Source organism: Hyphomicrobium sp. NDB2Meth4 (assembly GCF_900117445.1).
Taxonomy (GTDB): domain Bacteria; phylum Pseudomonadota; class Alphaproteobacteria; order Rhizobiales; family Hyphomicrobiaceae; genus Hyphomicrobium_A.
This window is the reverse complement of sequence record NZ_FPEJ01000003.1, coordinates 77,395-95,640: the sequence shown is the minus strand read 5'-3', so window position 1 is coordinate 95,640 and position 18,246 is coordinate 77,395. Positions and strand designations below refer to the sequence as shown.

The window sequence follows — 18,246 nt, the reverse complement described above, 5'->3', positions numbered from 1 at the left end:
GCGGCGGCGGGGCGGAACATGCACGGGAAGAGGCAGATGAGCAAGGTGCGGCGCGCAGTAGGGCTGATGAGCGGCACATCGATGGACGGCATCGATGTGGCGCTGCTGGATACCGACGGGGATCGTGCGCTGGGGCATGGGCCGTCGGCGAGCTATCCTTACCCGGCAGAGGCAAAGGTGAAGCTCAGGGCAGCGCTGATCGAGGCCAGAGGCATCGTGGCGCGGGATGCGCGGCCGGGATGCCTGGCGGCGCTCGAGCGCGAGCTGACTGAGCTCAATGCCGAGGCGGTCGAGCGGTTTCTCCGGACAAACGGCATTGAAAAGACGCAAGTCGATCTGATCGGCTATCACGGCCAGACGGTGCTGCACGACGCGCCGCGCAAGCTGACGGTGCAGCTGGGCGATGGACAGATGCTGGCACAACGTATGGGCATCGATGTCGTCTACGACTTGCGCGCGGCCGACGTGGCAGCGGGCGGGCAGGGCGCACCGTTGGTGCCGGTCTATCACCGCGCGTTAGCGGCGGCTTTGCCAGAGCTACCCGTTGCATTCGTGAATGTCGGTGGGGTGGCCAACGTCACTTGGGTCGGACGCGGCGGCCGCATGCTGGCGTTCGACACCGGGCCGGGCAACGCTCTGATCGATGATTGGGTGCTGGCGGGCACGGGCAAGCCGCACGACGCGGGCGGGGCGCTGGCGGCAAGGGGAAAGCCCGATGAGGACGCGCTGCAGGAGCTGCTGACCAACGGCTACTTCGGGAAGCCGCCGCCGAAGTCGCTCGATCGCAACGACTTCTCGTCGGCGCCGGTCGCGGGGTTGTCGCTGGAAGATGGTGCGGCGACGCTGACGGCGTTTACGGCTGCGACCATCGGCAAGGCGCGCGAGCACATGCCGGAAGAGCCGCGGCTGTGGATCGTGTGCGGGGGCGGGCGCAAGAACAAGACTTTGATGGGCATGATTGCCGCCAATGTGCCCAATGCCGTGGTTCCGGCGGAGGCGCTCGGTTTCAATGGCGATTTCATCGAGGCCGAGGCGTGGGCGTATCTCGCGGTGCGGGCGGCCGAGAAGCTGCCGATCACGTTCCCGGAGACGACAGGCGTTATCGAGCCGATGAGCGGCGGCGTCGTCTGCGCTGCGCGGTAGTGCTTCTTGTTTTTTGGGTGACACAAGCTGAGAGAAGCTTGTTGTGTGGCGGATGTCGCGCGATTTGAAATCCGGCGCTCGCGCCGGGCGCCCTTGGCGCCTTGCCGCCTCGCGGCCAAGATGGGCGCAGGGGGCGCCTCCCTACATCAGTCATCCTCGGGCTTGTCCCGAGGACCCAGCTGTCCGCTTGCTCGGTGGAGGTTACGGGGCTGTGGATCCTCGGCATGGAGCCGAGGATGACAGTTGTGGCGGCTAGCGCAATAGATCGCTCAGAGTAGCGGCGACGCCCTGCGTGATGTGTGCCAGCTTGCCGTAGTCGACCTTGTCGGGCGTGTCGGCGGGCGTGTGATACTCGGGATAGCGGAACAGCGCGGTATCGGTGATCATGATCGCGGGATAGCCGAGCATGTAGAATGCCCAGTGGTCGGACCAGCCGATGCCGTCGACGAAATCGGGGGCGGTGCCGCCGATGGTCGGGATTCTTGTGTGGTCGCGGAAGCTGGCGACGAAATCGTGCAGGAACGAGCGCCCGCCGGGTAGTGCGACAAGAGCGATAAAGTTGGCAACGTCCGGGAAGACGAGATCGAACGGGGATGGATACTTCTGCGTTCCCGGCTGGTCGGAAAAAGCGCCGATGGTTTCGAGTGAGACCATGCCGATCAGTTTCTCGCCGTTGTCCTTCAACTGCTTGGCGAAGCGATAGCTGCCCATGTCGGGCGTGCGGTCGTAGGGCGGCTCTTCGTTGACGAAGAGCACGAGCCGCAGGCGCTTATCCTTGAGCGGCATGTCCTTCAGCAGGCGCGCAAGCTCGATGACGGCAGCGGAACCGCTACCGTTGTCGTTGGCGCCGGGGGCGTTGCCGTATGAATCATAGTGCGCGCCGACGACGAGGCTCGGCGTTGCTGCGCCGGCATCCGGGGGCGCGATCTCCACGGAGATGTTGCGCACGCTCTTGCCGTTGACGTCATAGGCCTGCGACACCGGCTCGTAGCCGAGCGCCTTCAGCTCGGCCTCGATGTAGGCGGCCGATTTCTCGAGCGCGTCGTAGTGGACGATGTTGTGCGGTTCGCTGGCGATCGCGGTGACGTGGCGGCGCAAACGCTGCGCCAGGTGGTGCTCCTCATCGGTGAGCGGTGGGGGAGGGCTGGTAAAGCTCTCACCCGGCAGGCTCAGCGAATACCAATAGGCTACCGCAAGCGCGGCGATGGCGCTCAGCAGCAGTCCTGCGCCCCAGAGCGCGATCAGCTTCAGCACGGGGCTGAACCTTTAGTCAGCGTCGCCCTCACTGTCGTCATCGCCGCCTCCGGTCGTCTCTTCCTGACGCTCGAGCTCACGCTGGCGCTGGCGCTCGCGCTCTTTCTCGCGCTCGCGCTCTTTCTCCTGGGCGCGGTCGATCTCGGCCTGCTCCATGCGCGCATCGACGTAGGTGCCGACGGCCTCCTTCAGCTCATCGAGCTTGTCCTGGAAGAAGTGGTTGGCGCCGGGGACGACCTGATGGGTGATCTTGATGCCGCGCTGGGTCTTCAGGCGCTGGGAGAGATCGCCGACCGAGTTGGAGGGTACGACGCGGTCCTTGTCGCCGTTGATCATCAGGCCGGAGGCCGGGCAGGGGGCAAGGAACGAGAAGTCATAAAGATTTGAGGGCGGGGCGACGCAGATGAAGCCTTCCACCTCGGGACGGCGCATCAGCAGCTGCATGGCGATCCAGGTGCCGAACGAGACGCCGGCGATCCAGCAGCTCTTGGCGTCAGGCTTGACGATCTGCAGCCAGTCGAGGGCCGAGGCCGCATCGGAGAGCTCTCCCGGGCCGCCGTCCCACACGCCCTGGCTGCGGCCGACGCCGCGGAAGTTGAAGCGCAGGACCGAAAAACCCCGTTCAACGAAGGTGTGATAAAGCGTGTAGACGACCTGATTGTTCATCGTCCCGCCGAACTGAGGGTGCGGGTGCAGGATCAGGGCGATCGGGCTGTCTCCGGCCGGCTCGTGATGGTAGCGGGCTTCAAGACGGCCGGCAGGCCCATTGATGATCAGCTCGGGCATCGAAATTCCAACTGTTGAGGGGCTGCGGTTCGGGCGCCAACGCGGTGCGAGGCAGAACCCTTAGACAGGCCGAAGAATTGGGCGTAGCCAATCCTTGACTTGTGGGCTCGGAATTTTCATATTCCTACAGTCTTTAGAACTGTTCGAAAAAGCGGGCGCTGATGTCTGTCAGTCTCGCTTTCCGGTGGAGGCGCTTCTTAGCACACGGCCCGGTGCCGATTGCAAGAGAAAGCGCTTGGTTAATGCCAGCGTCTTTGAAGGTGCTGGGGTCGTGGAGGAAGTGGCGTGGAGTTGAATACCAAAGCCCGTTACGCGGTGATGGCGATGGCCGATCTCGCCAAGTACGGCGAATCCGCTGTGCCGCTGTCCGCGATTGCCGAGCGGCAGGGACTTTCGCTCGCCTACCTTGAACAGATATTCCTGCGCTTGCGCCGCGCCGGTCTCGTTGACAGCGCGCGCGGTCGCTCCGGGGGCTACTCGCTGGCGCGTCCCGCAGCCGATATTCACATCGACGAGATCATGAAGGCGATGGAGGAGGAGACGCGGCTGACGCGCTGCCTCGACGCCGACAATGGTTGTCTCGGGGACCGGCGTTGTCTGACGCACGGCCTTTGGCATGCGCTGGGCAACCATATCGCCAGCTTTCTCGCCAATGTCTCTCTGCAGGACGTGATCGAGGGTTTCCCGGTTGTGCCCAAGCCGGTCGAGACGCCGCAGGTGGAGGCGCAACCGCATCGTCAGCCGGAGTTTGCAGCTCGATGACGGACGGGACGCGCACCTATCTCGACAACAACGCATCGGCACCGCTGCGCGATAGCGCGCGTGCGGCGATGGTTGCCGCGATGGACGTGACGGGCAATCCCTCGTCAGTGCACGCGGAAGGGCGCCGAGCGCGCGCGATCGTCGAGACGGCGCGCGAGCATGTGGCCGAACTTGTCGGCGCCAGGCCGAGCGAGATCGTTTTCACCAGCGGGGCAACGGAAGCCAACAATGCCGTGATGGATGCGGGTTGGAAGGCGATCTGCGTTTCCGCGATCGAGCACGATTCCGTCCTAGCACCGGCACGTGCGTGCGGCGCCAAGGTGATTGCGCTGCCGGCGAGCCAGGATGGTGTCGTCGATCTGGGCTCAGTGCAGGAAGCGCTGTCGCATGCGGCGCAGGGCGGTGCGCGCGCGCTGCTGAGCGTGATGATGGCGAACAACGAAACGGGCGTCATTCAGCCGGTCGCGGAAGCTGCCGACCTGGCGCGGTCACTCGGTGTCGCGCTGCACGTCGATGCCGTGCAGGGCGTTGGGCGTCTGCCGGTGGACTTTGCGTCGCTGGGCGCCGACACGCTCACGATCTCGGCGCACAAGCTCGGCGGTCCGCGCGGTGTGGGCGCGCTCGTCATTCGGGATGGCGTGAACCTGCCGGCGCTCGTCAAAGGCGGCGGGCAGGAGCGCCGCCGGCGCGGTGGCACCGAGAACGTCGTTGGGATCGCGGGGTTTGGCGCGGCGGCCGCCGAGGTTGCGCGCGATGTCGAGGCGATGAAGCGCGCCAGCGCTCTGCGCGATCAGCTCGAAGCCAGCGTTATGTCGCTGACACCGGATGCTGTGATCATCGGGCGGAATGCAGCGCGCATCGGCAATACGTCTTGCATCGCTGTGCCGGGCAAGCAGGCCGAGACGCTGGTGATCCGCATGGACATGGAAGGTGTTGCGATCAGTGCCGGTGCGGCGTGCACGTCAGGCAAGGTCGGCGCTAACACCGTGATCACTGCAATGGGATTGCCAGATAGCGTCGCCCGTTCGGCGGTGCGCGTCAGTCTCGGCGCAGAGACGAGCGAAACAGATATCGCCGCCTTCTTGGCGGCTTGGCAAAAGGTTGCAGGCGGCGCGGCGCTCGCGGCGTGAGGCTTGAACAGTTTGAGACGTTGAAAGGGTAGTTATGGCAGCGGTTCAAGAGACGGTCGAACAAGTCCGCAAGATCGACGTCGATCAGTACAAGTACGGCTTCGAGACGAAGATCGACACGGTCAAGGCCCCGAAGGGTCTTTCCGAGGACATCGTCCGCTTCATATCCGAGAAGAAGGGCGAGCCGCAGTGGATGTTGGATTGGCGGCTCGAAGCCTATCGGCGCTGGGTCAACATGATCGAGCCGACGTGGGCCAATGTGACGTACCCGAAGATCGACTTCCAGGATCTCTATTACTACTCCGCTCCCAAGTCGACGGAAGGGCCCAAGGATCTTTCGGAGGTCGATCCGGAGCTGCTTGCCACGTACGAGAAGCTCGGCATTCCGCTCAGGGAGCAGGAGCTGCTGGCGGGCGTCAAGGAATCGCGCGTGGCGGTCGATGCGGTGTTCGATTCCGTTTCGGTCGTGACGACCTTCAAGGACGAGCTGAGGAAGGCCGGCGTGATCTTCTGCTCGATGTCCGAGGCGGTGCGCGAGCATCCCGAGCTGATCAAGAAGTACCTCGGCTCGGTCGTGCCGCAGGGTGACAACTACTATGCAGCGCTGAACGCGGCGGTGTTTTCGGATGGCTCGTTCGTCTACGTGCCGGAAGGCGTGCGTTGCCCGATGGAGCTGTCGACCTATTTCCGCATCAATGAGAAGCAGACCGGCCAGTTCGAGCGCACGCTCATCATTGCCGACAAGGGCGCTTACGTTTCGTACCTCGAAGGCTGCACGGCGCCGATGCGCGACGAGCATCAGCTGCATGCGGCCGTGGTGGAGCTGATCGCGCTCGACGATGCCGAGATCAAGTACTCGACGGTGCAGAACTGGTATCCGGGCGACAAGGATGGCAAGGGCGGCATCTATAACTTCGTGACGAAGCGCGGTGATTGCCGCGGCCACAACTCGAAGATCTCGTGGACGCAGGTGGAAACGGGTTCTGCCATCACGTGGAAGTATCCGAGCTGCATCCTGCGGGGCGACAACTCGCGCGGGGAGTTCTACTCGATCGCAGTGTCGAATGGCTGGCAGCAGGTCGACAGCGGCACGAAGATGATCCACCTCGGCAAGAACTCGTCGAGCCGTATCATCTCGAAGGGCATTGCGGCCGGGCATTCGCAGAATACCTATCGCGGGCTCGTCTCGGCGCATCGCAAGGCGACGGGCGCGCGCAACTTCACCAACTGCGACTCGCTGCTGATCGGCGACAAGTGCGGTGCGCATACGGTTCCCTACATCGAGGCGAAGAACAACTCGGCGCATTTCGAGCACGAGGCGACGACGTCGAAGATTTCCGACGACACGCTGTTCTACTGCCGCCAGCGCGGGCTTTCGGAAGAGGAAGCGGTGGCGCTGGTGGTGAACGGCTTCGTTCGCGACGTGCTGCAGCAGTTGCCGATGGAGTTCATGGCCGAGACGCAGAAGCTGATCGGCATCTCGCTGGAAGGTTCGGTCGGTTAGACCCGAAGTTCGAATAGAGCAATCCCCGGATTTCAGATCCGGGATGACAGATTGAGAACGACACGCCGAGTTCGGCGCTCGGTGAATGAGGAAGTAGGACGATGCTTGAGATCAAAGACCTGCACGTGAAGCTCGCCGACGAGGATCGTGAGATCCTGAAGGGGCTGACGCTCTCCATTCCGAAAGGCGAAGTGCACGCGATCATGGGCCCGAACGGATCGGGCAAGTCGACCCTGGCTTATGTGCTCGCGGGGCGCGACGGCTACGAAGTGACTTCGGGCGACATTCTGTGGAACGGCGAGAGCATCCTCGAGATGGAGCCGGAAGAGCGCGCGGCGAAGGGCGTGTTTTTGGCATTCCAGTATCCGATGGAAATCCCCGGCGTCGCCGGCTTGACGTTCCTGCGGACGGCGGTCAACGCGGTGCGCAAGGCGCGCGGCGAACCCGAGATGTCGACGCCGGAGTTTCTGAAGTATGTGAAGGAAAAGGCTGCGCGGCTGAAGATCGACATGGACATGCTGAAGCGTCCGGTAAACGTCGGCTTCTCGGGCGGCGAGAAAAAGCGCGCGGAAATCCTGCAGATGGAAGCGCTGGAGCCGACGCTGTGTGTGCTCGATGAAACGGATTCGGGTCTCGACATCGATGCGCTGCGCGTCGTTTCGGACGGCGTCAATGCGATGCGATCGCCTGATCGCGCGATGCTGGTCATCACCCACTATCAGCGGCTGCTGGATCACATCGTTCCCGACCGCGTGCACGTGATGGTCGACGGTAAGATCCGCAAGTCGGGGGATGCCTCTCTGGCCAAGGAGCTGGAGAAGTCGGGCTACGCCGAATATCAGGCAAAGGCGGCTTAGATGAACGTAGCCGTATTGAAGACCAAAGCAGAGCAAGCACTGTCGGAGGCGTTCTCGGCAGCCGCTGCCGAGCTGCCTGGATCGGCTGACATCCGTAAGCTGCGGCTGGATGCCATCGGGCGCTTCGGGGCGCTCGGGCTGCCGCATCGCCGCGTCGAGGCTTGGAAGTACACCGATCTGCGCAATGTGCTGAAGGAAGTGCTGCCGGCGCCGAAGAAGGCAGCGACGCTGACGCCAGCGGATGTGGATGCAGCGCTTGGGCCGCTCGCAGCAGTCGAGGCGCACCGCGTGGTGTTCGTCGATGGCCGGTATGCGCCGGACCTGTCCGACCTGGTGGCCGATGGCGAGGTAAGCGTAGCTTCGCTGGCGACGCTGCTCGACAGCGACACGAGCGCTACCGAGTTGCTCGACGCGAGTGGCCGCGACGATGATGCGGTGATCGCGCTGAATACGGCCTATGCGGCGGACGGCGCCGTCGTTGATATCACGCCGTTGGCTTCGCTGGAGAAGCCGGTGCTGCTCGTGTTCGTGCGGGCGTCTGCGGACCCGGTGTTCGTGGCGGTGCGTAACGTCGTGCGAGTTGGCGAAGGTGCGGTGGCGAGCGTCATCGAGGCGCACGCGACGCTGCCCAAGGCTGCGCAGGATTTCCAGATCAACACTGCAACCAAGGTTGTGGTGGGCAAAGGAGCCCGGCTGGAGCACGTGAAGTGCACGATCGAAACCGGCGGTGGTGTGCATCTCGCCAACTGGCTTACAGAGCTGGGGCCGGACGCGGAATACAACGGCTTCCATTTCACGGCGGGAACGGGTGTCGCCCGCAATCAAGTGGGTGTGACGTTCGCCGGCGACGGCGCCAAGATCGATCTGTCTGGTGCTTTCCTGGCACGAGAGGGTGAGCACATCGATACGACGCTGATCGTCGATCATGCGGTGCCTCAGTGCATCAGCCGCGAGCTGTTCAAGGGAGTTCTCGAAGATCACGCGCGCGGCGTGTTCCAAGGCAAGGTGATCGTACGGCCGGACGCGCAGAAGACGGACGGCAAGCAGATGGCGCAGGTGCTGATGCTGTCGCCGGATTGCGAGTTCGACTCCAAGCCCGAGCTTGAGATCTATGCCGACGATGTCGTGTGCGGGCATGGTTCGACGAGCGCCGACCTCGACGAGGACCTGATCTTCTATTGCCGCTCGCGCGGCATTCCGGAGGCGGAAGCGCGCGCCCTGATGATCGAATCGTTTATTGGCGAGGCGATCGAAAAGGTCGGACACGAAGGGCTGCGTGAAGCTCTGGAAGCGTTGGCCCGCCGCTGGCTGCGCAAGGCCGAACACAAGGAGCGCGCGGCATGACATCGGAAGCTCGCGAAATGGAAAAGCAGGTTGGCGCTTTAAAGGTTGCGGCGGCTGAGGGTGGAGATCGCCCTTATGACGTCGCGAGCATCCGCGCCGACTTTCCGATCCTGTTTCGCGAGATTCACGGCAAGCCGCTCGTTTATCTCGACAACGCGGCCTCGGCACAGAAGCCGCGGCCGGTGATCGATGCGATGGATCACGCGATGCGGTTCGAATACGCGAACGTGCATCGCGGGCTGCATTATCTGTCTAACACGGCGACGCAGCACTTCGAGGATGCGCGCGAGATCGTGCGGCGGTTCCTCAATGCGGGGAGCGTCGATGAGATCATTTTCACGAAGAACGCGACGGAGGCGATCAACCTCGTTGCGTCGTCGATGGGTGCCAACATCGGCGAGGGCGACGAGATCGTCCTGTCGATCATGGAGCATCATTCCAACATCGTGCCCTGGCACTTCCTGCGCGAGCGCAATGGTGCGGTGCTGAAGTGGGCGCCAATTGCCGACAACGGCGAGCTCATTCTCGATGAGTTCGAACGCCTGCTTACGCCGCGCACCAAGCTCGTTGCCGTCACGCATATGTCGAACGTGACGGGCACGCTGGTGCCAGTGCGCGAGATCATCCGGATGGCACACGCGCGCGGCATTCCCGTGCTGATCGATGGCAGCCAGGCAGCGGTGCATCTGGCGGTGGACGTGCGCGATCTCGATGCCGATTTCTACGTTTTCACCGGACACAAGACGTACGGGCCGAGCGGGATCGGGGTGCTTTACGCGAAGGCTGCGCTGCTCGATAGCATGCGGCCTTACCAGGGCGGCGGCGGCATGATCGAGCACGTCGCGGTCGATCGGATCACGTATGGCACGGCGCCGCACAAGTTCGAAGCAGGTACGCCGCCGATCGTCGAGGCTATCGGGCTCGGTGCGGGGCTCAACTACATGATGCAGGTCGGCCGGGACAAGATTGCCCGACACGAGGGCGAGTTGCGGACCTATGCGCATGCGCAGCTGGCAGAGCTGCCATGGCTGAAGACCTATGGTCATGCGCCGGGCAAGGGGGGCATCGTTTCGTTCACAATGGACGGTTTGCACCCGCACGACATTGCGACCATCATCGACCGCTCAGGCGTTGCCGTGCGCGCGGGACACCACTGCGCGCAGCCGCTGATGGAGCGGCTAGGCGTGAACGCGGTCTGCAGGGCCTCGTTCGCGATGTACAACACGAAGGAAGAAGTAGACGCGCTCGTCGATGCGCTTAAACGCGCGCACGAGCTGTTTGCGTAGGGATATCGCCATGGATGGCAAACCGATCGAGAGCGAAGCCGCTCCTGCTACCAGCTACGATAAGCCTGGGGCGACACAGGCGCGTGAAGCAGAGGTTGGTGCTGCGCCCGCCGCTTCGCTGCCGACGCCAGATGCAGAGGATCCGTTGCTGCGCGATATCGTGGCGGCGTTGAAGACCGTCTACGATCCAGAGATTCCGGCAGACATCTACGAGCTGGGACTGATCTATTCCGTGGACGTCGACGATGAACGGAACGTCGCCATTGCGATGACGCTGACGGCTCCGGGCTGCCCCGTCGCCGGCGAGATGCCGAAGTGGGTGGAAAACGCCGTAAACGCCGTTCCGGGTATCAAGGGCACGACGGTGACCATGACGTTCGATCCGCCGTGGGACATGAGCCGCATGTCCGACGAGGCGCGGCTCGCCCTCAACATGTTCTAATTCAACAACACAGCGGGTTTTGCAAACGCCCAACGCTGACTATATCTTGAACTGACGCAAATCAGGATCAACCGAAATGCCCACGCTGCGCATGATGCCGAAAGTGATGACGATGACGCCGGCTGCCGTCCGCCGCATCAGCGCGCTGATGGCCGGCAATCCCAACGCGCTCGGTCTCAAGATCGGCGTGAAGAAGGGCGGCTGCGCGGGCATGGAATACACGATGACCGTCGCCGAGGAAAAAGGCGCGCACGACGAGGTGGTGGAGCAGGACGGCGCGGTGCTGCTGATCGAGCCTTCGGCCATCATCTATCTGCTCGGCACCGAGATGGACTACAAGACCGACAAGCTGGCCAGCCAGTTCGTGTTCAACAATCCCAACCAGCGCTCAGCGTGCGGGTGCGGTGAGAGCGTCAATCTCGTGCCTGCCGGCGAGGGAGCCGGCACCTCGGCCGAATGACCGGCCGCGTCTGCTATGGGCGCGAGTGACGGCTTCATTGAGCTTCTGAGAGAATTGCTCGCGGATATCGGGCCGCTTGGCGTGCGGCGCATGTTCAGCGGCGCAGGGCTGTTCGCCGACGGGCTGATGTTCGGCATCGTCATCGACGACGTTCTGTATCTCAAAGCCGACGATACGACGCGAGGTGACTTCGAAGCCGAAGGGCTCGCGCCGTTTTCGTATCAACGCAATGGCCGGGCGGTTGATCTGTCGTATTGGAGAAGTCCCGAGCGTCTGCTCGATGACGCAGACGAGATGCGTTGCTGGGCGCAGCGGGCACTGGGCGTTGCAAAAAAGAAGGCGGCGGCGAAGACACCGCGCACTGAGAAGAGACCGGGCCGCACGGCGAAGAGACAAGCTAGCGCTGCTGAGACGCCGGGCCGCAAGGACAAGAAGGGGAGAAACAGATCATGACCGCGCCATCGACCGATCCCGCCTGGGTGCGCGATGTCCTGACGTTCTGGTTCGACGAGCTTGGGCGTAAATCGTGGTTTGCGAAGGACGATGCTATCGACGAGGCGATCAAGACGCGGTTTGCGCCGCTGATCGATGAGATCAATGTGCGTCCGGTCGAGGAGGTGGGCGTGGACGTACGCATCTTCCCCCTTGAGCACCGCGTGTTTCTATATTTGCCGTTCGAGCACAGCGAGGCGCTGCCCGATCAGCTGCGGTCGGTGGAGCTCATCAGCACGGTCGAGGATGAGGAGTTCACGCGCCACGCGGAAGCGCATCGCGATGTGATTGCCCGCTTCGGCCGTTTCCCGCATCGCAATGCGATCCTGGGACGCTCGTCCACGCCGGAAGAGATCGCGTTCCTGGAGCAGCCGGGCAGCTCGTTCTGATCTTTGTCAGTTTTGTTCGTCATGCTGCCGTCAGCCGCGATATGCGAGAAAGTACGGGCGGGACAGCTGGAGGATCAAATGATCAGGAATTCGCAAAATGCGTGGGGCTGGCCTGCCATCACCATGCATTGGGTCGTCGCGGCATTGATTTTGGCGACGTTCGGACTCGGCCTTTGGATGGGAGAGGTGCCCGCGCGCGCTGACCGTCCATTCTATTACGCAATTCACGCGTCGCTCGGTATTACACTGCTCGTCATTCTGGTGGTGCGCATCGCCTGGGCGCTGCTCAATTCCACGCCTGCTGCGCCGCACGGTACACCGCCGTGGCAACAGTCGGCTGCGCGGCTCGCGCATCTGGGGCTCTATGCCCTCACGCTGGCGGCCGTGCTGTTTGGATGGGCGTTGGCTGGTGTCCAGGAAACGCCGATCGTGCCCATGGCATTCGGTGTGCTGCCGATGCCTTCTCCGCTGCCGTTGACGCACGCTGCGGAGGACTTCCTGGAGGAAGCTCACGAGCTTGCCGCTTACGCGTTGATCGCGCTCGCGGGTGTGCACATGCTTGCCGCACTGTGGCACCACTACGTGATGCGTGACGACACGTTACGGCGCATGGTTGGCTCGGGTGACCGTTCTAATCGAACGCCGTCGGCGGTAGCCTGAACTGGCAAGCGGCGGCGCAAACGAAAAGCGGATGCGATTATCAATCGCATCCGCTTTTGTTTTTGCCTGAAGTGTTTCGAGCGGGCGCCTATTCGCTGGCGACCTTCGCCGGGCGCTTCACCGGGTTGCGCAGAAACGCCGGAACGTTGCCGGCGAAGCCTGACGAAGAGCCCGCACGTGCTGGCGCCGCTTCCGGCTGACGCGTGCGTTCTTGACGTGTGTGCTCTGGCCGCTGACGCTGTTGCTGAGCGCGGGGCTCCGCTGCCGGTGCGCTGCGCTGGGTGTTGGCCGGTGCTTCGGCCGCTGCATGACGGGGTTCGCCATGGCGGGGCTCGGCACGACGTTGGGGACGGGGTTGGGCTTCGCGACGCGGTGCGCGCGGAGCCTCCGATCCCTCACGCTGGGCAGCGCGCTGCTCGGGCTGGCGCTCGTTGTGCTCGCCCTGCTCACTCTTCGGGCGGCCACCGCGGCGACGGTCACCCTGGCGCGATTTTCCTTCACCGCGAGAGCCTTCGCCGCGAGACTGGCCTGAAGCTTCTTGGCGTTCGCCACGACCATTGCCGGCGCGTCCGCCACGACCGCCGCGACCGCGACGCTTCTTCTTGCCGGATTCGGCGTAGTCCTGCTCAGACGGGCCTTCTCCGATCCAGACTATCGGCTCACCGAGCATCTTCTCGATGTCTTTGAGGTTCTTCAGGTCATCGATGGTGACGAGCGACGTGGAGTGGCCTTCCTTGCCGGCGCGGCCGGTGCGGCCGATGCGGTGCACGTAGTCGTCCGACTGCCACGGTAGGTCGAAGTTGAAGACGTGACTGACGTCGGGGATGTCGAGACCGCGGGCCGCAACGTCGCTGGCGGCCAGCAGCTTGAGCTCGCCGGAGCGGAACTTGTCGAGCGTCTCCATGCGGCTCTTCTGGTCCATGTCGCCATGCAATGCGCCGGCAGAGAAGCCATGCTTCATCAGCGACTTGTTGAGAATGGCGACGTCGACCTTGCGATTGCAGAAGATGATCGCGTTTCGAACGTTGGTCTCGCGGATCAGCTCGCGCAGTGTTTCGCGCTTGGCCCAGTCCTCAGCGTCGGGGCAGTAGATGAAGCGCTGGGTAATGGTCTTGGCGGTCGTCGCCGGCGGGGCGACCTCGACGCGCTCTGGATTGGTGAGGAACTGGCTGACGAGGCGGGTGATTTCCGGCGGCATCGTCGCCGAGAAGAACAGCGTCTGGCGGCGGGGCGGCAGAAGCTTGCAGATCTTCTCAATGTCGGGGATGAAGCCCATGTCGAGCATGCGGTCGGCTTCGTCGATCACGAGGATCTCGACACCCATCAGCATGACGCGGCCGCGCTGGAAATGGTCGAGCAGTCGTCCGGGCGTTGCGATCAGGACGTCGACACCGCGGTCGAGCTTTTTGACCTGATCGTCCATCGAGACACCGCCGATCAGCAGTGCCAGTGAGAGCTTGTTGTTGATGCCGTATTTTTCGAAGCTCTGGGCGACCTGGGCGGCGAGTTCACGTGTGGGAGCCAGGATGAGAGAGCGGGGCATTCGGGCTCTGGCGCGGCCCGTTTCGAGGCGGGTGATCATCGGCAGAACGAACGAGGCCGTCTTGCCGGTGCCTGTTTGGGCGATGCCGAGTACGTCCTGGCCGGTCACAGCGATTGGTATAGCAGCCGCCTGGATCGGTGTGGGCGCCGTGTAGCCGGCAGCAGCAATGGCCGCCTGCACCTTGGAGCTTAGCCCAAGCTCCGCGAAGGTCTTATTTTCCAAAAGTAAACGTCTCCGTCTGCGTTCATGCGAGCCCGCGCCAACGCCATCGAAGGCGGCAGCGGGTATGACGGAGCGCAGGGGTGATTGGGTGCCTAAAGGGGCTAAGCGAAATGCGTGAACGGCTCGGAAAGGATCTAAATAAATAGCGTCCCCTGCGCTCGAGCCGTTCGTGTGCTGACACATGTTCTGCAAAAATGCAAGAAAAACCGCGAGATGTGGCGTCGAGCCGCGGTTTTTCCTCAGGTAAATACTACCAGTAGTTACTCCTGATCATCGACCAGCCAGCGTCCGAACAATCCGCCAATGACGCCGCCGAGGATGGGTGCAACCCAGAAAAGCCAGAGCTGGGCCATGGGCTCGCCCATTGCGATGAGAGCGGTGGCAAGGCTGCGCGCGGGGTTCACAGACGTGTTGTCGATCGGGATCGACATGATGTGGATGGCGCCGAGCGTGAAGCCGATGGCGATGGCGGCATAGCCGGCCGGAGCGCGCTTCGACGTTGCGCCCATGATCACGAGGACGAACAGGCCCGTGAGCACAACTTCGACCACGAACGCCGATAGCATCGAGTAGCCCGCGTCGCCGCCGTACATGTTGGAGGCGAAGTTGCCGACCTCGAAGCCGCCGACCTTACCGGAGGCGATCACGAAAAGAACAACGGTGGCGGCGATGGCTCCGAGACACTGGGCAATAATGTAGCCAGGCGCGTCACTCGCCTTGAAGCGCCCGCCCGCCACGAGGCCCAATGTCACCGCGGGATTGAAGTGGCCGCCGGAGATGTAGCCAACGGCAAAGATCATCGCCATGACGGCAAAGCCGACCGATACGCCAACGCCGACAATGCCTGCGATCGGGAACGAGAAAAGCGCTGCCGCGACAATCGATGTCACGAGCATGTAAGTCCCAATGAATTCGGCGGCTAGAGCCTTGATCCGCATGCGATCCCCCTGAATGTTGGCGTCTTCTACTGGCGAGGAAGTGTCCGCAGGGGCAGGACGGGTGTCGTAAACATCGGTTTACTTATGGGGCGATCTCGGCTCCAGTCGCCGAAAAGCCCGATATTCGACGTGCCGCCGTAACCCTGCTGCAACGTCGCCCGAGCAATCAACTTGCAATGGCTGGGCGATTCATCGATTGCCAGCATAAGTTGGACGGATTCGGCGCCGCGGAAAACTCAAGACCTGGAAGCGCACGCATGACTGCTCATGGAGCGACGGCAAGTGTTTCAGCGCGTAGGCTTGACGGCGAACCCGATTATGCACGGTCGAGCCGGCAATCGAGTGAAGAGATCAAAGCGCTGAAGGCGCGCGACAATGTCACCAACTGGTGGCACTTGGCGCGTATCTACCTAGTGATCGCCGCGTCAGTTGCGGGCGCAGTGTGGGTGATCGAATCTGCTCGCGCGGGAGACATCTCGTGGTGGTGGACGGTTCCCTCCACGATAGCGGCGATCTTTGCCATCGGCGCCTCTCAGCACCAGTTCGGCGGGGCGATCCACGAAGGCACCCACTATGTGCTGTTCGCTAATCGCAAGCTGAACGAGCTCGCTTCCGATTGGCTTGGCGCGTTCCCGATCTTCACGACCACCTATCACTACCGGCTGCACCATCTGGCGCATCACCAGTTCGTCAACGATCCGCTGCGCGATCCAGACATCAGCCAGCTGCACGACAGCGATCACTGGCTGGACTTCCCGATCACCCATGTCGAGATGCTGTGGTCGCTGTTGAAGCAGCTGTGGCTGCCGAACCTGTTCCGCTACACGATCGTCAGGGCGAAGTATTCATCGCTCGGTGGCGGATCGAGCAACCCCTATGCGGATCCCGATCGTCCCGGTTCGGTGCGCCCGCTGCGCGCCGGCATCCTGTTCGCTGTCGGTGCGCCGCTGGTGGTCGTGCCGCTGAGCGTGATGGGGTATTCGCTCGCGGTGGCGATCATTCTGCCGCTGATGTGGGCCGTGGTGGTCGGCATCCTTTGGATGCTGCCGGACGATGCCTATCCGCGCACGCGTCTCGCTCCGGTCATTCCCCTGCGCATGATCGGCATTCATCGCGTGACTTATCTGGCGCTGCTGTACGGCGCGCTGTCGGCCGTGCAGCTTGCCGGGTGGGGCGATGCGTGGATGTACTTCGGGCTGCTGTGGGTGCTGGCGCTGTTCACGACATTCCCATTGTTCATGATCCTGCGGCAGTGGGTGCAGCACGGCAATGCCGACCGCGGGCGATACACGAACACGCGTGTGTTTCTCGTTGGCCCGATGATGCGCTATGCGGTGTTCCCGTTCGGCATGGACTATCACCTGCCGCACCACATCATGGCGTCGGTGCCGCACTACAAGCTGAAACGCCTGCACGAGTTGCTGCTAGAGGAACCCGAATACCGCGCCAAGGGCGTGATCGTCGAAGGGTATTTCGGCGACGCAGAGAACGCGCTGGGCCATCCGACGGCGATGGGCGTGCTGGGCGAAAAGTACGCGCCCAAGACAGAGGAAGCGGTCTACGTCGACAACGCGGCGATCGAATACGCCGACATCGCCGATGCTGCCGGTATTGCGCGCGAGGTTGAGGCGTCGCTGCGCAAGAACTGATGGCGCGGGCGGCGAGGCAATCGGGGGGCGGCCGCGGTGAAGATACTCATTACGGCCGACATCCATTACACGCTCAAACAATATGACTGGCTGATGCGGATCGGGCCCGGCTTCGATCTCGTCATCCTTGCCGGCGACCTGCTCGATGCATTCTCAACCGTCGATCCGCGCGTGCAGATCGCGGTGGTCGAGAAGTATCTCACCCGGCTGGCGGCGAAGACGCGGCTGATCGTCTGTTCGGGCAACCACGATCTCGATGCGCGCGATGAGCATGGGGAACGCATCGCGCAATGGATCGCCAAGGGAGTGCGTGCCAGCGGCATTCCGGCCGATGGCGACGCGGTGGCGGTCGATGGGATTTTATTCAGCATCTGCCCGTGGTGGGACGGGCCTTTGACGAAGGAGCGTATCGGGGCCCAGCTCGCGCGCGATGCGAATGCGCAGAAGAAACGCTGGATCTGGGTCTATCACGCGCCGCCGATCGGCTCACGCATCAGTCATGAGATGCGCGAGTTCGGCGACGCGGAACTGGCGCGTTGGATCGATGAATACCAACCTGATCTCGTGTTCTGCGGGCACGTGCACAATGCCCCGTTTCGTGCGGATGGCTCGTGGATCGACACGCGCGGGGGCACATTCGTTTTCAACGCGGGGCGGCAGATCGGCGAAGTGCCGACGCACATCATGCTGGATGTCGAGGAAAGCTCGGCGCTGTGGTTCTCGCTGATGGGACCTCAGACGGCGGCGCTCGATAAGCCGCTGACGTTTCCCGTGCCCAATCTCACCGAGGAGCCCGCGTGGCTTAAAGCATGAGACCGATGATTCAGGCTTCGGGCGGATTGGGTCCGAAGCGATCATGGTCTAGGGCAATGGACCAGGTTGGCGGTCAGAGCCAAGCGTAACCTCGCGGTGCGGGTGTTCGCAAAGCTTGCAGAGCACTTCGTGGACCATACCGAGGTGGCTGTCGTGGTCGGCGAACTGGGTTTTGAGGTCGGCGAGATAGCCTGAAAGCAAATGCACGCGCAGGGCCAGTGTGCGGCAGACGTGGAACATCAAATCGGGGTTGGAGCGCAGGAACGCCGCGCCGTCTGTCACGACATAGAAACGGCAGTCCTGTTTTGCGATCGCTGTCGTTGCGTGCGGGGCGCCGAGCAGAAGCGCCATCTCGCCAAACACCGCACCCGGCTCGTCGATGGTTGCGGCCTCGGCGTCGTCGCGCAGCACGGTCACCGAGCCTTCAATCAGAATATGCAGCGGGCCGCCAGGCGTGCCGGCAGCGACGATCGTCGATCCGGCAGGAATGGTTTGGGCAGAGAGATCCGCGCAAGCTTGGGCGAGGTCGGCTGGAAAATTCGTCATCGTGCGATCACCTCAGATGGACGCGC

19 protein-coding genes are annotated in these 18,246 nt (G+C 63.0%); 14 read left to right on the top strand and 5 right to left on the bottom strand.

Going from position 1 to position 18,246, the window contains the following annotated elements; translation table 11 throughout:
- The first annotated feature begins 36 nt into the window (after window positions 1–36).
- On the top strand, window positions 37–1,143 hold the full coding sequence (locus NDB2M4_RS06550; protein WP_244536078.1) for an anhydro-N-acetylmuramic acid kinase: 1,107 nt from the start codon (window positions 37–39) through the stop codon (window positions 1,141–1,143).
- 252 nt (window positions 1,144–1,395) lie between these two features.
- Here NDB2M4_RS06550 and NDB2M4_RS06545 read toward each other — a convergent pair whose 3' ends face one another.
- Together NDB2M4_RS06545 and NDB2M4_RS06540 are read right to left on the bottom strand one after the other, a co-directional pair.
- Window positions 1,396–2,397, bottom strand: a complete 1,002-nt coding sequence (locus tag NDB2M4_RS06545; protein ID WP_083555961.1) for a M28 family peptidase — start codon at window positions 2,395–2,397, stop codon at window positions 1,396–1,398.
- Between the two features lie 12 nt (window positions 2,398–2,409).
- Window positions 2,410–3,183: an alpha/beta hydrolase gene (locus tag NDB2M4_RS06540; protein ID WP_072372171.1), complete on the bottom strand. Its 774-nt coding sequence runs from the start codon at window positions 3,181–3,183 to the stop codon at window positions 2,410–2,412.
- A 285-nt stretch (window positions 3,184–3,468) separates the two neighbouring features.
- Here NDB2M4_RS06540 and NDB2M4_RS20335 point away from each other — a divergent pair, with 285 nt between their 5' ends.
- From NDB2M4_RS20335 to NDB2M4_RS06485, 11 genes are all read left to right on the top strand, one after another.
- The gene (locus NDB2M4_RS20335) at window positions 3,469–3,945 is read left to right on the top strand and encodes an Rrf2 family transcriptional regulator (protein ID WP_244536077.1); all 477 of its coding nucleotides are present in this window, start codon (window positions 3,469–3,471) and stop codon (window positions 3,943–3,945) included.
- The gene (locus NDB2M4_RS06530; protein WP_072372165.1) at window positions 3,942–5,075 is read left to right on the top strand and encodes a cysteine desulfurase family protein; all 1,134 of its coding nucleotides are present in this window, start codon (window positions 3,942–3,944) and stop codon (window positions 5,073–5,075) included. The genes NDB2M4_RS20335 and NDB2M4_RS06530 overlap by 4 nt, the downstream gene beginning before the upstream one ends.
- Window positions 5,076–5,109: 34 nt before the next feature.
- Window positions 5,110–6,579, top strand: a complete 1,470-nt coding sequence (gene sufB, locus NDB2M4_RS06525) for a Fe-S cluster assembly protein SufB (protein ID WP_072372161.1) — start codon at window positions 5,110–5,112, stop codon at window positions 6,577–6,579.
- A gap of 101 nt (window positions 6,580–6,680) precedes the next feature.
- Window positions 6,681–7,436, top strand: coding sequence for a Fe-S cluster assembly ATPase SufC (gene sufC, locus NDB2M4_RS06520; RefSeq protein WP_072372158.1), 756 nt, complete (start codon window positions 6,681–6,683; stop codon window positions 7,434–7,436).
- Window positions 7,437–8,780 (top strand): Fe-S cluster assembly protein SufD, encoded by a 1,344-nt coding sequence (gene sufD, locus NDB2M4_RS06515; protein WP_072372155.1) that lies wholly within the window; start codon window positions 7,437–7,439, stop codon window positions 8,778–8,780.
- A 17-nt stretch (window positions 8,781–8,797) separates the two neighbouring features.
- A complete protein-coding gene (locus NDB2M4_RS06510) occupies window positions 8,798–10,066 on the top strand; it encodes a cysteine desulfurase (protein WP_072373263.1) in 1,269 nt (422 codons plus the stop codon).
- Between the two features lie 10 nt (window positions 10,067–10,076).
- Window positions 10,077–10,508 (top strand): SUF system Fe-S cluster assembly protein, encoded by a 432-nt coding sequence (locus NDB2M4_RS06505; RefSeq protein ID WP_083555959.1) that lies wholly within the window; start codon window positions 10,077–10,079, stop codon window positions 10,506–10,508.
- Between the two features lie 76 nt (window positions 10,509–10,584).
- Complete coding sequence (locus NDB2M4_RS06500) at window positions 10,585–10,968, top strand: HesB/IscA family protein (RefSeq protein ID WP_171988044.1); 384 nt, start codon at window positions 10,585–10,587, stop codon at window positions 10,966–10,968.
- A gap of 15 nt (window positions 10,969–10,983) precedes the next feature.
- On the top strand, window positions 10,984–11,421 hold the full coding sequence (locus NDB2M4_RS06495; RefSeq protein WP_072372152.1) for a TfoX/Sxy family protein: 438 nt from the start codon (window positions 10,984–10,986) through the stop codon (window positions 11,419–11,421).
- A complete protein-coding gene (locus NDB2M4_RS06490; RefSeq protein WP_072372149.1) occupies window positions 11,418–11,849 on the top strand; it encodes a DUF924 family protein in 432 nt (143 codons plus the stop codon). Before NDB2M4_RS06495 ends, NDB2M4_RS06490 begins: the two co-directional genes overlap by 4 nt.
- A gap of 78 nt (window positions 11,850–11,927) precedes the next feature.
- Window positions 11,928–12,509 carry a cytochrome b gene (locus tag NDB2M4_RS06485; protein WP_072372146.1) on the top strand — a complete coding sequence of 194 codons (582 nt, stop codon included), beginning with the start codon at window positions 11,928–11,930 and terminating at the stop codon, window positions 12,507–12,509.
- Between the two features lie 88 nt (window positions 12,510–12,597).
- On the opposite strand, the gene NDB2M4_RS06480 is transcribed toward NDB2M4_RS06485, so the two are convergent.
- Both NDB2M4_RS06480 and NDB2M4_RS06475 read right to left on the bottom strand, forming a co-directional pair.
- Entirely contained in the window at window positions 12,598–14,274 is a 1,677-nt protein-coding gene (locus NDB2M4_RS06480) for a DEAD/DEAH box helicase (protein ID WP_072372143.1), read from the bottom strand.
- A gap of 260 nt (window positions 14,275–14,534) precedes the next feature.
- A complete protein-coding gene (locus NDB2M4_RS06475) occupies window positions 14,535–15,212 on the bottom strand; it encodes an aquaporin (RefSeq protein ID WP_072372140.1) in 678 nt (225 codons plus the stop codon).
- A 257-nt stretch (window positions 15,213–15,469) separates the two neighbouring features.
- Here NDB2M4_RS06475 and NDB2M4_RS06470 point away from each other — a divergent pair, with 257 nt between their 5' ends.
- Window positions 15,470–16,861, top strand: a complete 1,392-nt coding sequence (locus NDB2M4_RS06470; RefSeq protein ID WP_072373254.1) for a fatty acid desaturase family protein — start codon at window positions 15,470–15,472, stop codon at window positions 16,859–16,861.
- Between the two features lie 36 nt (window positions 16,862–16,897).
- On the top strand, window positions 16,898–17,674 hold the full coding sequence (locus NDB2M4_RS06465) for a metallophosphoesterase family protein (protein WP_072372137.1): 777 nt from the start codon (window positions 16,898–16,900) through the stop codon (window positions 17,672–17,674).
- 48 nt (window positions 17,675–17,722) lie between these two features.
- Here the strand turns inward: NDB2M4_RS06465 and NDB2M4_RS06460 are convergent, their stop codons facing one another.
- On the bottom strand, window positions 17,723–18,220 hold the full coding sequence (locus tag NDB2M4_RS06460) for a cyclic nucleotide-binding domain-containing protein (protein ID WP_072372134.1): 498 nt from the start codon (window positions 18,218–18,220) through the stop codon (window positions 17,723–17,725).
- Window positions 18,221–18,246: the final 26 nt, after the last annotated feature.

Excerpts from the sequence above, each read along its gene's own strand:
- NDB2M4_RS06550 (WP_244536078.1), top strand. The coding sequence starts at position 37 with ATGAGCAAGGTGCGGCGCGCAGTAGGGCTGATGAGCGGCACATCGATG.
- NDB2M4_RS06540 (WP_072372171.1), bottom strand. The coding sequence starts at position 3,183 with ATGCCCGAGCTGATCATCAATGGGCCTGCCGGCCGTCTTGAAGCCCGC.
- NDB2M4_RS06530 (WP_072372165.1), top strand. The coding sequence starts at position 3,942 with ATGACGGACGGGACGCGCACCTATCTCGACAACAACGCATCGGCACCG.
- sufB (WP_072372161.1), top strand. The coding sequence starts at position 5,110 with ATGGCAGCGGTTCAAGAGACGGTCGAACAAGTCCGCAAGATCGACGTC.
- sufC (WP_072372158.1), top strand. The coding sequence starts at position 6,681 with ATGCTTGAGATCAAAGACCTGCACGTGAAGCTCGCCGACGAGGATCGT.
- sufD (WP_072372155.1), top strand. The coding sequence starts at position 7,437 with ATGAACGTAGCCGTATTGAAGACCAAAGCAGAGCAAGCACTGTCGGAG.
- NDB2M4_RS06510 (WP_072373263.1), top strand. The coding sequence starts at position 8,798 with ATGGAAAAGCAGGTTGGCGCTTTAAAGGTTGCGGCGGCTGAGGGTGGA.
- NDB2M4_RS06505 (WP_083555959.1), top strand. The coding sequence starts at position 10,077 with ATGGATGGCAAACCGATCGAGAGCGAAGCCGCTCCTGCTACCAGCTAC.
- NDB2M4_RS06500 (WP_171988044.1), top strand. The coding sequence starts at position 10,585 with ATGCCCACGCTGCGCATGATGCCGAAAGTGATGACGATGACGCCGGCT.
- NDB2M4_RS06495 (WP_072372152.1), top strand. The coding sequence starts at position 10,984 with ATGGGCGCGAGTGACGGCTTCATTGAGCTTCTGAGAGAATTGCTCGCG.
- NDB2M4_RS06490 (WP_072372149.1), top strand. The coding sequence starts at position 11,418 with ATGACCGCGCCATCGACCGATCCCGCCTGGGTGCGCGATGTCCTGACG.
- NDB2M4_RS06485 (WP_072372146.1), top strand. The coding sequence starts at position 11,928 with ATGATCAGGAATTCGCAAAATGCGTGGGGCTGGCCTGCCATCACCATG.
- NDB2M4_RS06475 (WP_072372140.1), bottom strand. The coding sequence starts at position 15,212 with ATGCGGATCAAGGCTCTAGCCGCCGAATTCATTGGGACTTACATGCTC.
- NDB2M4_RS06470 (WP_072373254.1), top strand. The coding sequence starts at position 15,470 with ATGACTGCTCATGGAGCGACGGCAAGTGTTTCAGCGCGTAGGCTTGAC.
- NDB2M4_RS06460 (WP_072372134.1), bottom strand. The coding sequence starts at position 18,220 with ATGACGAATTTTCCAGCCGACCTCGCCCAAGCTTGCGCGGATCTCTCT.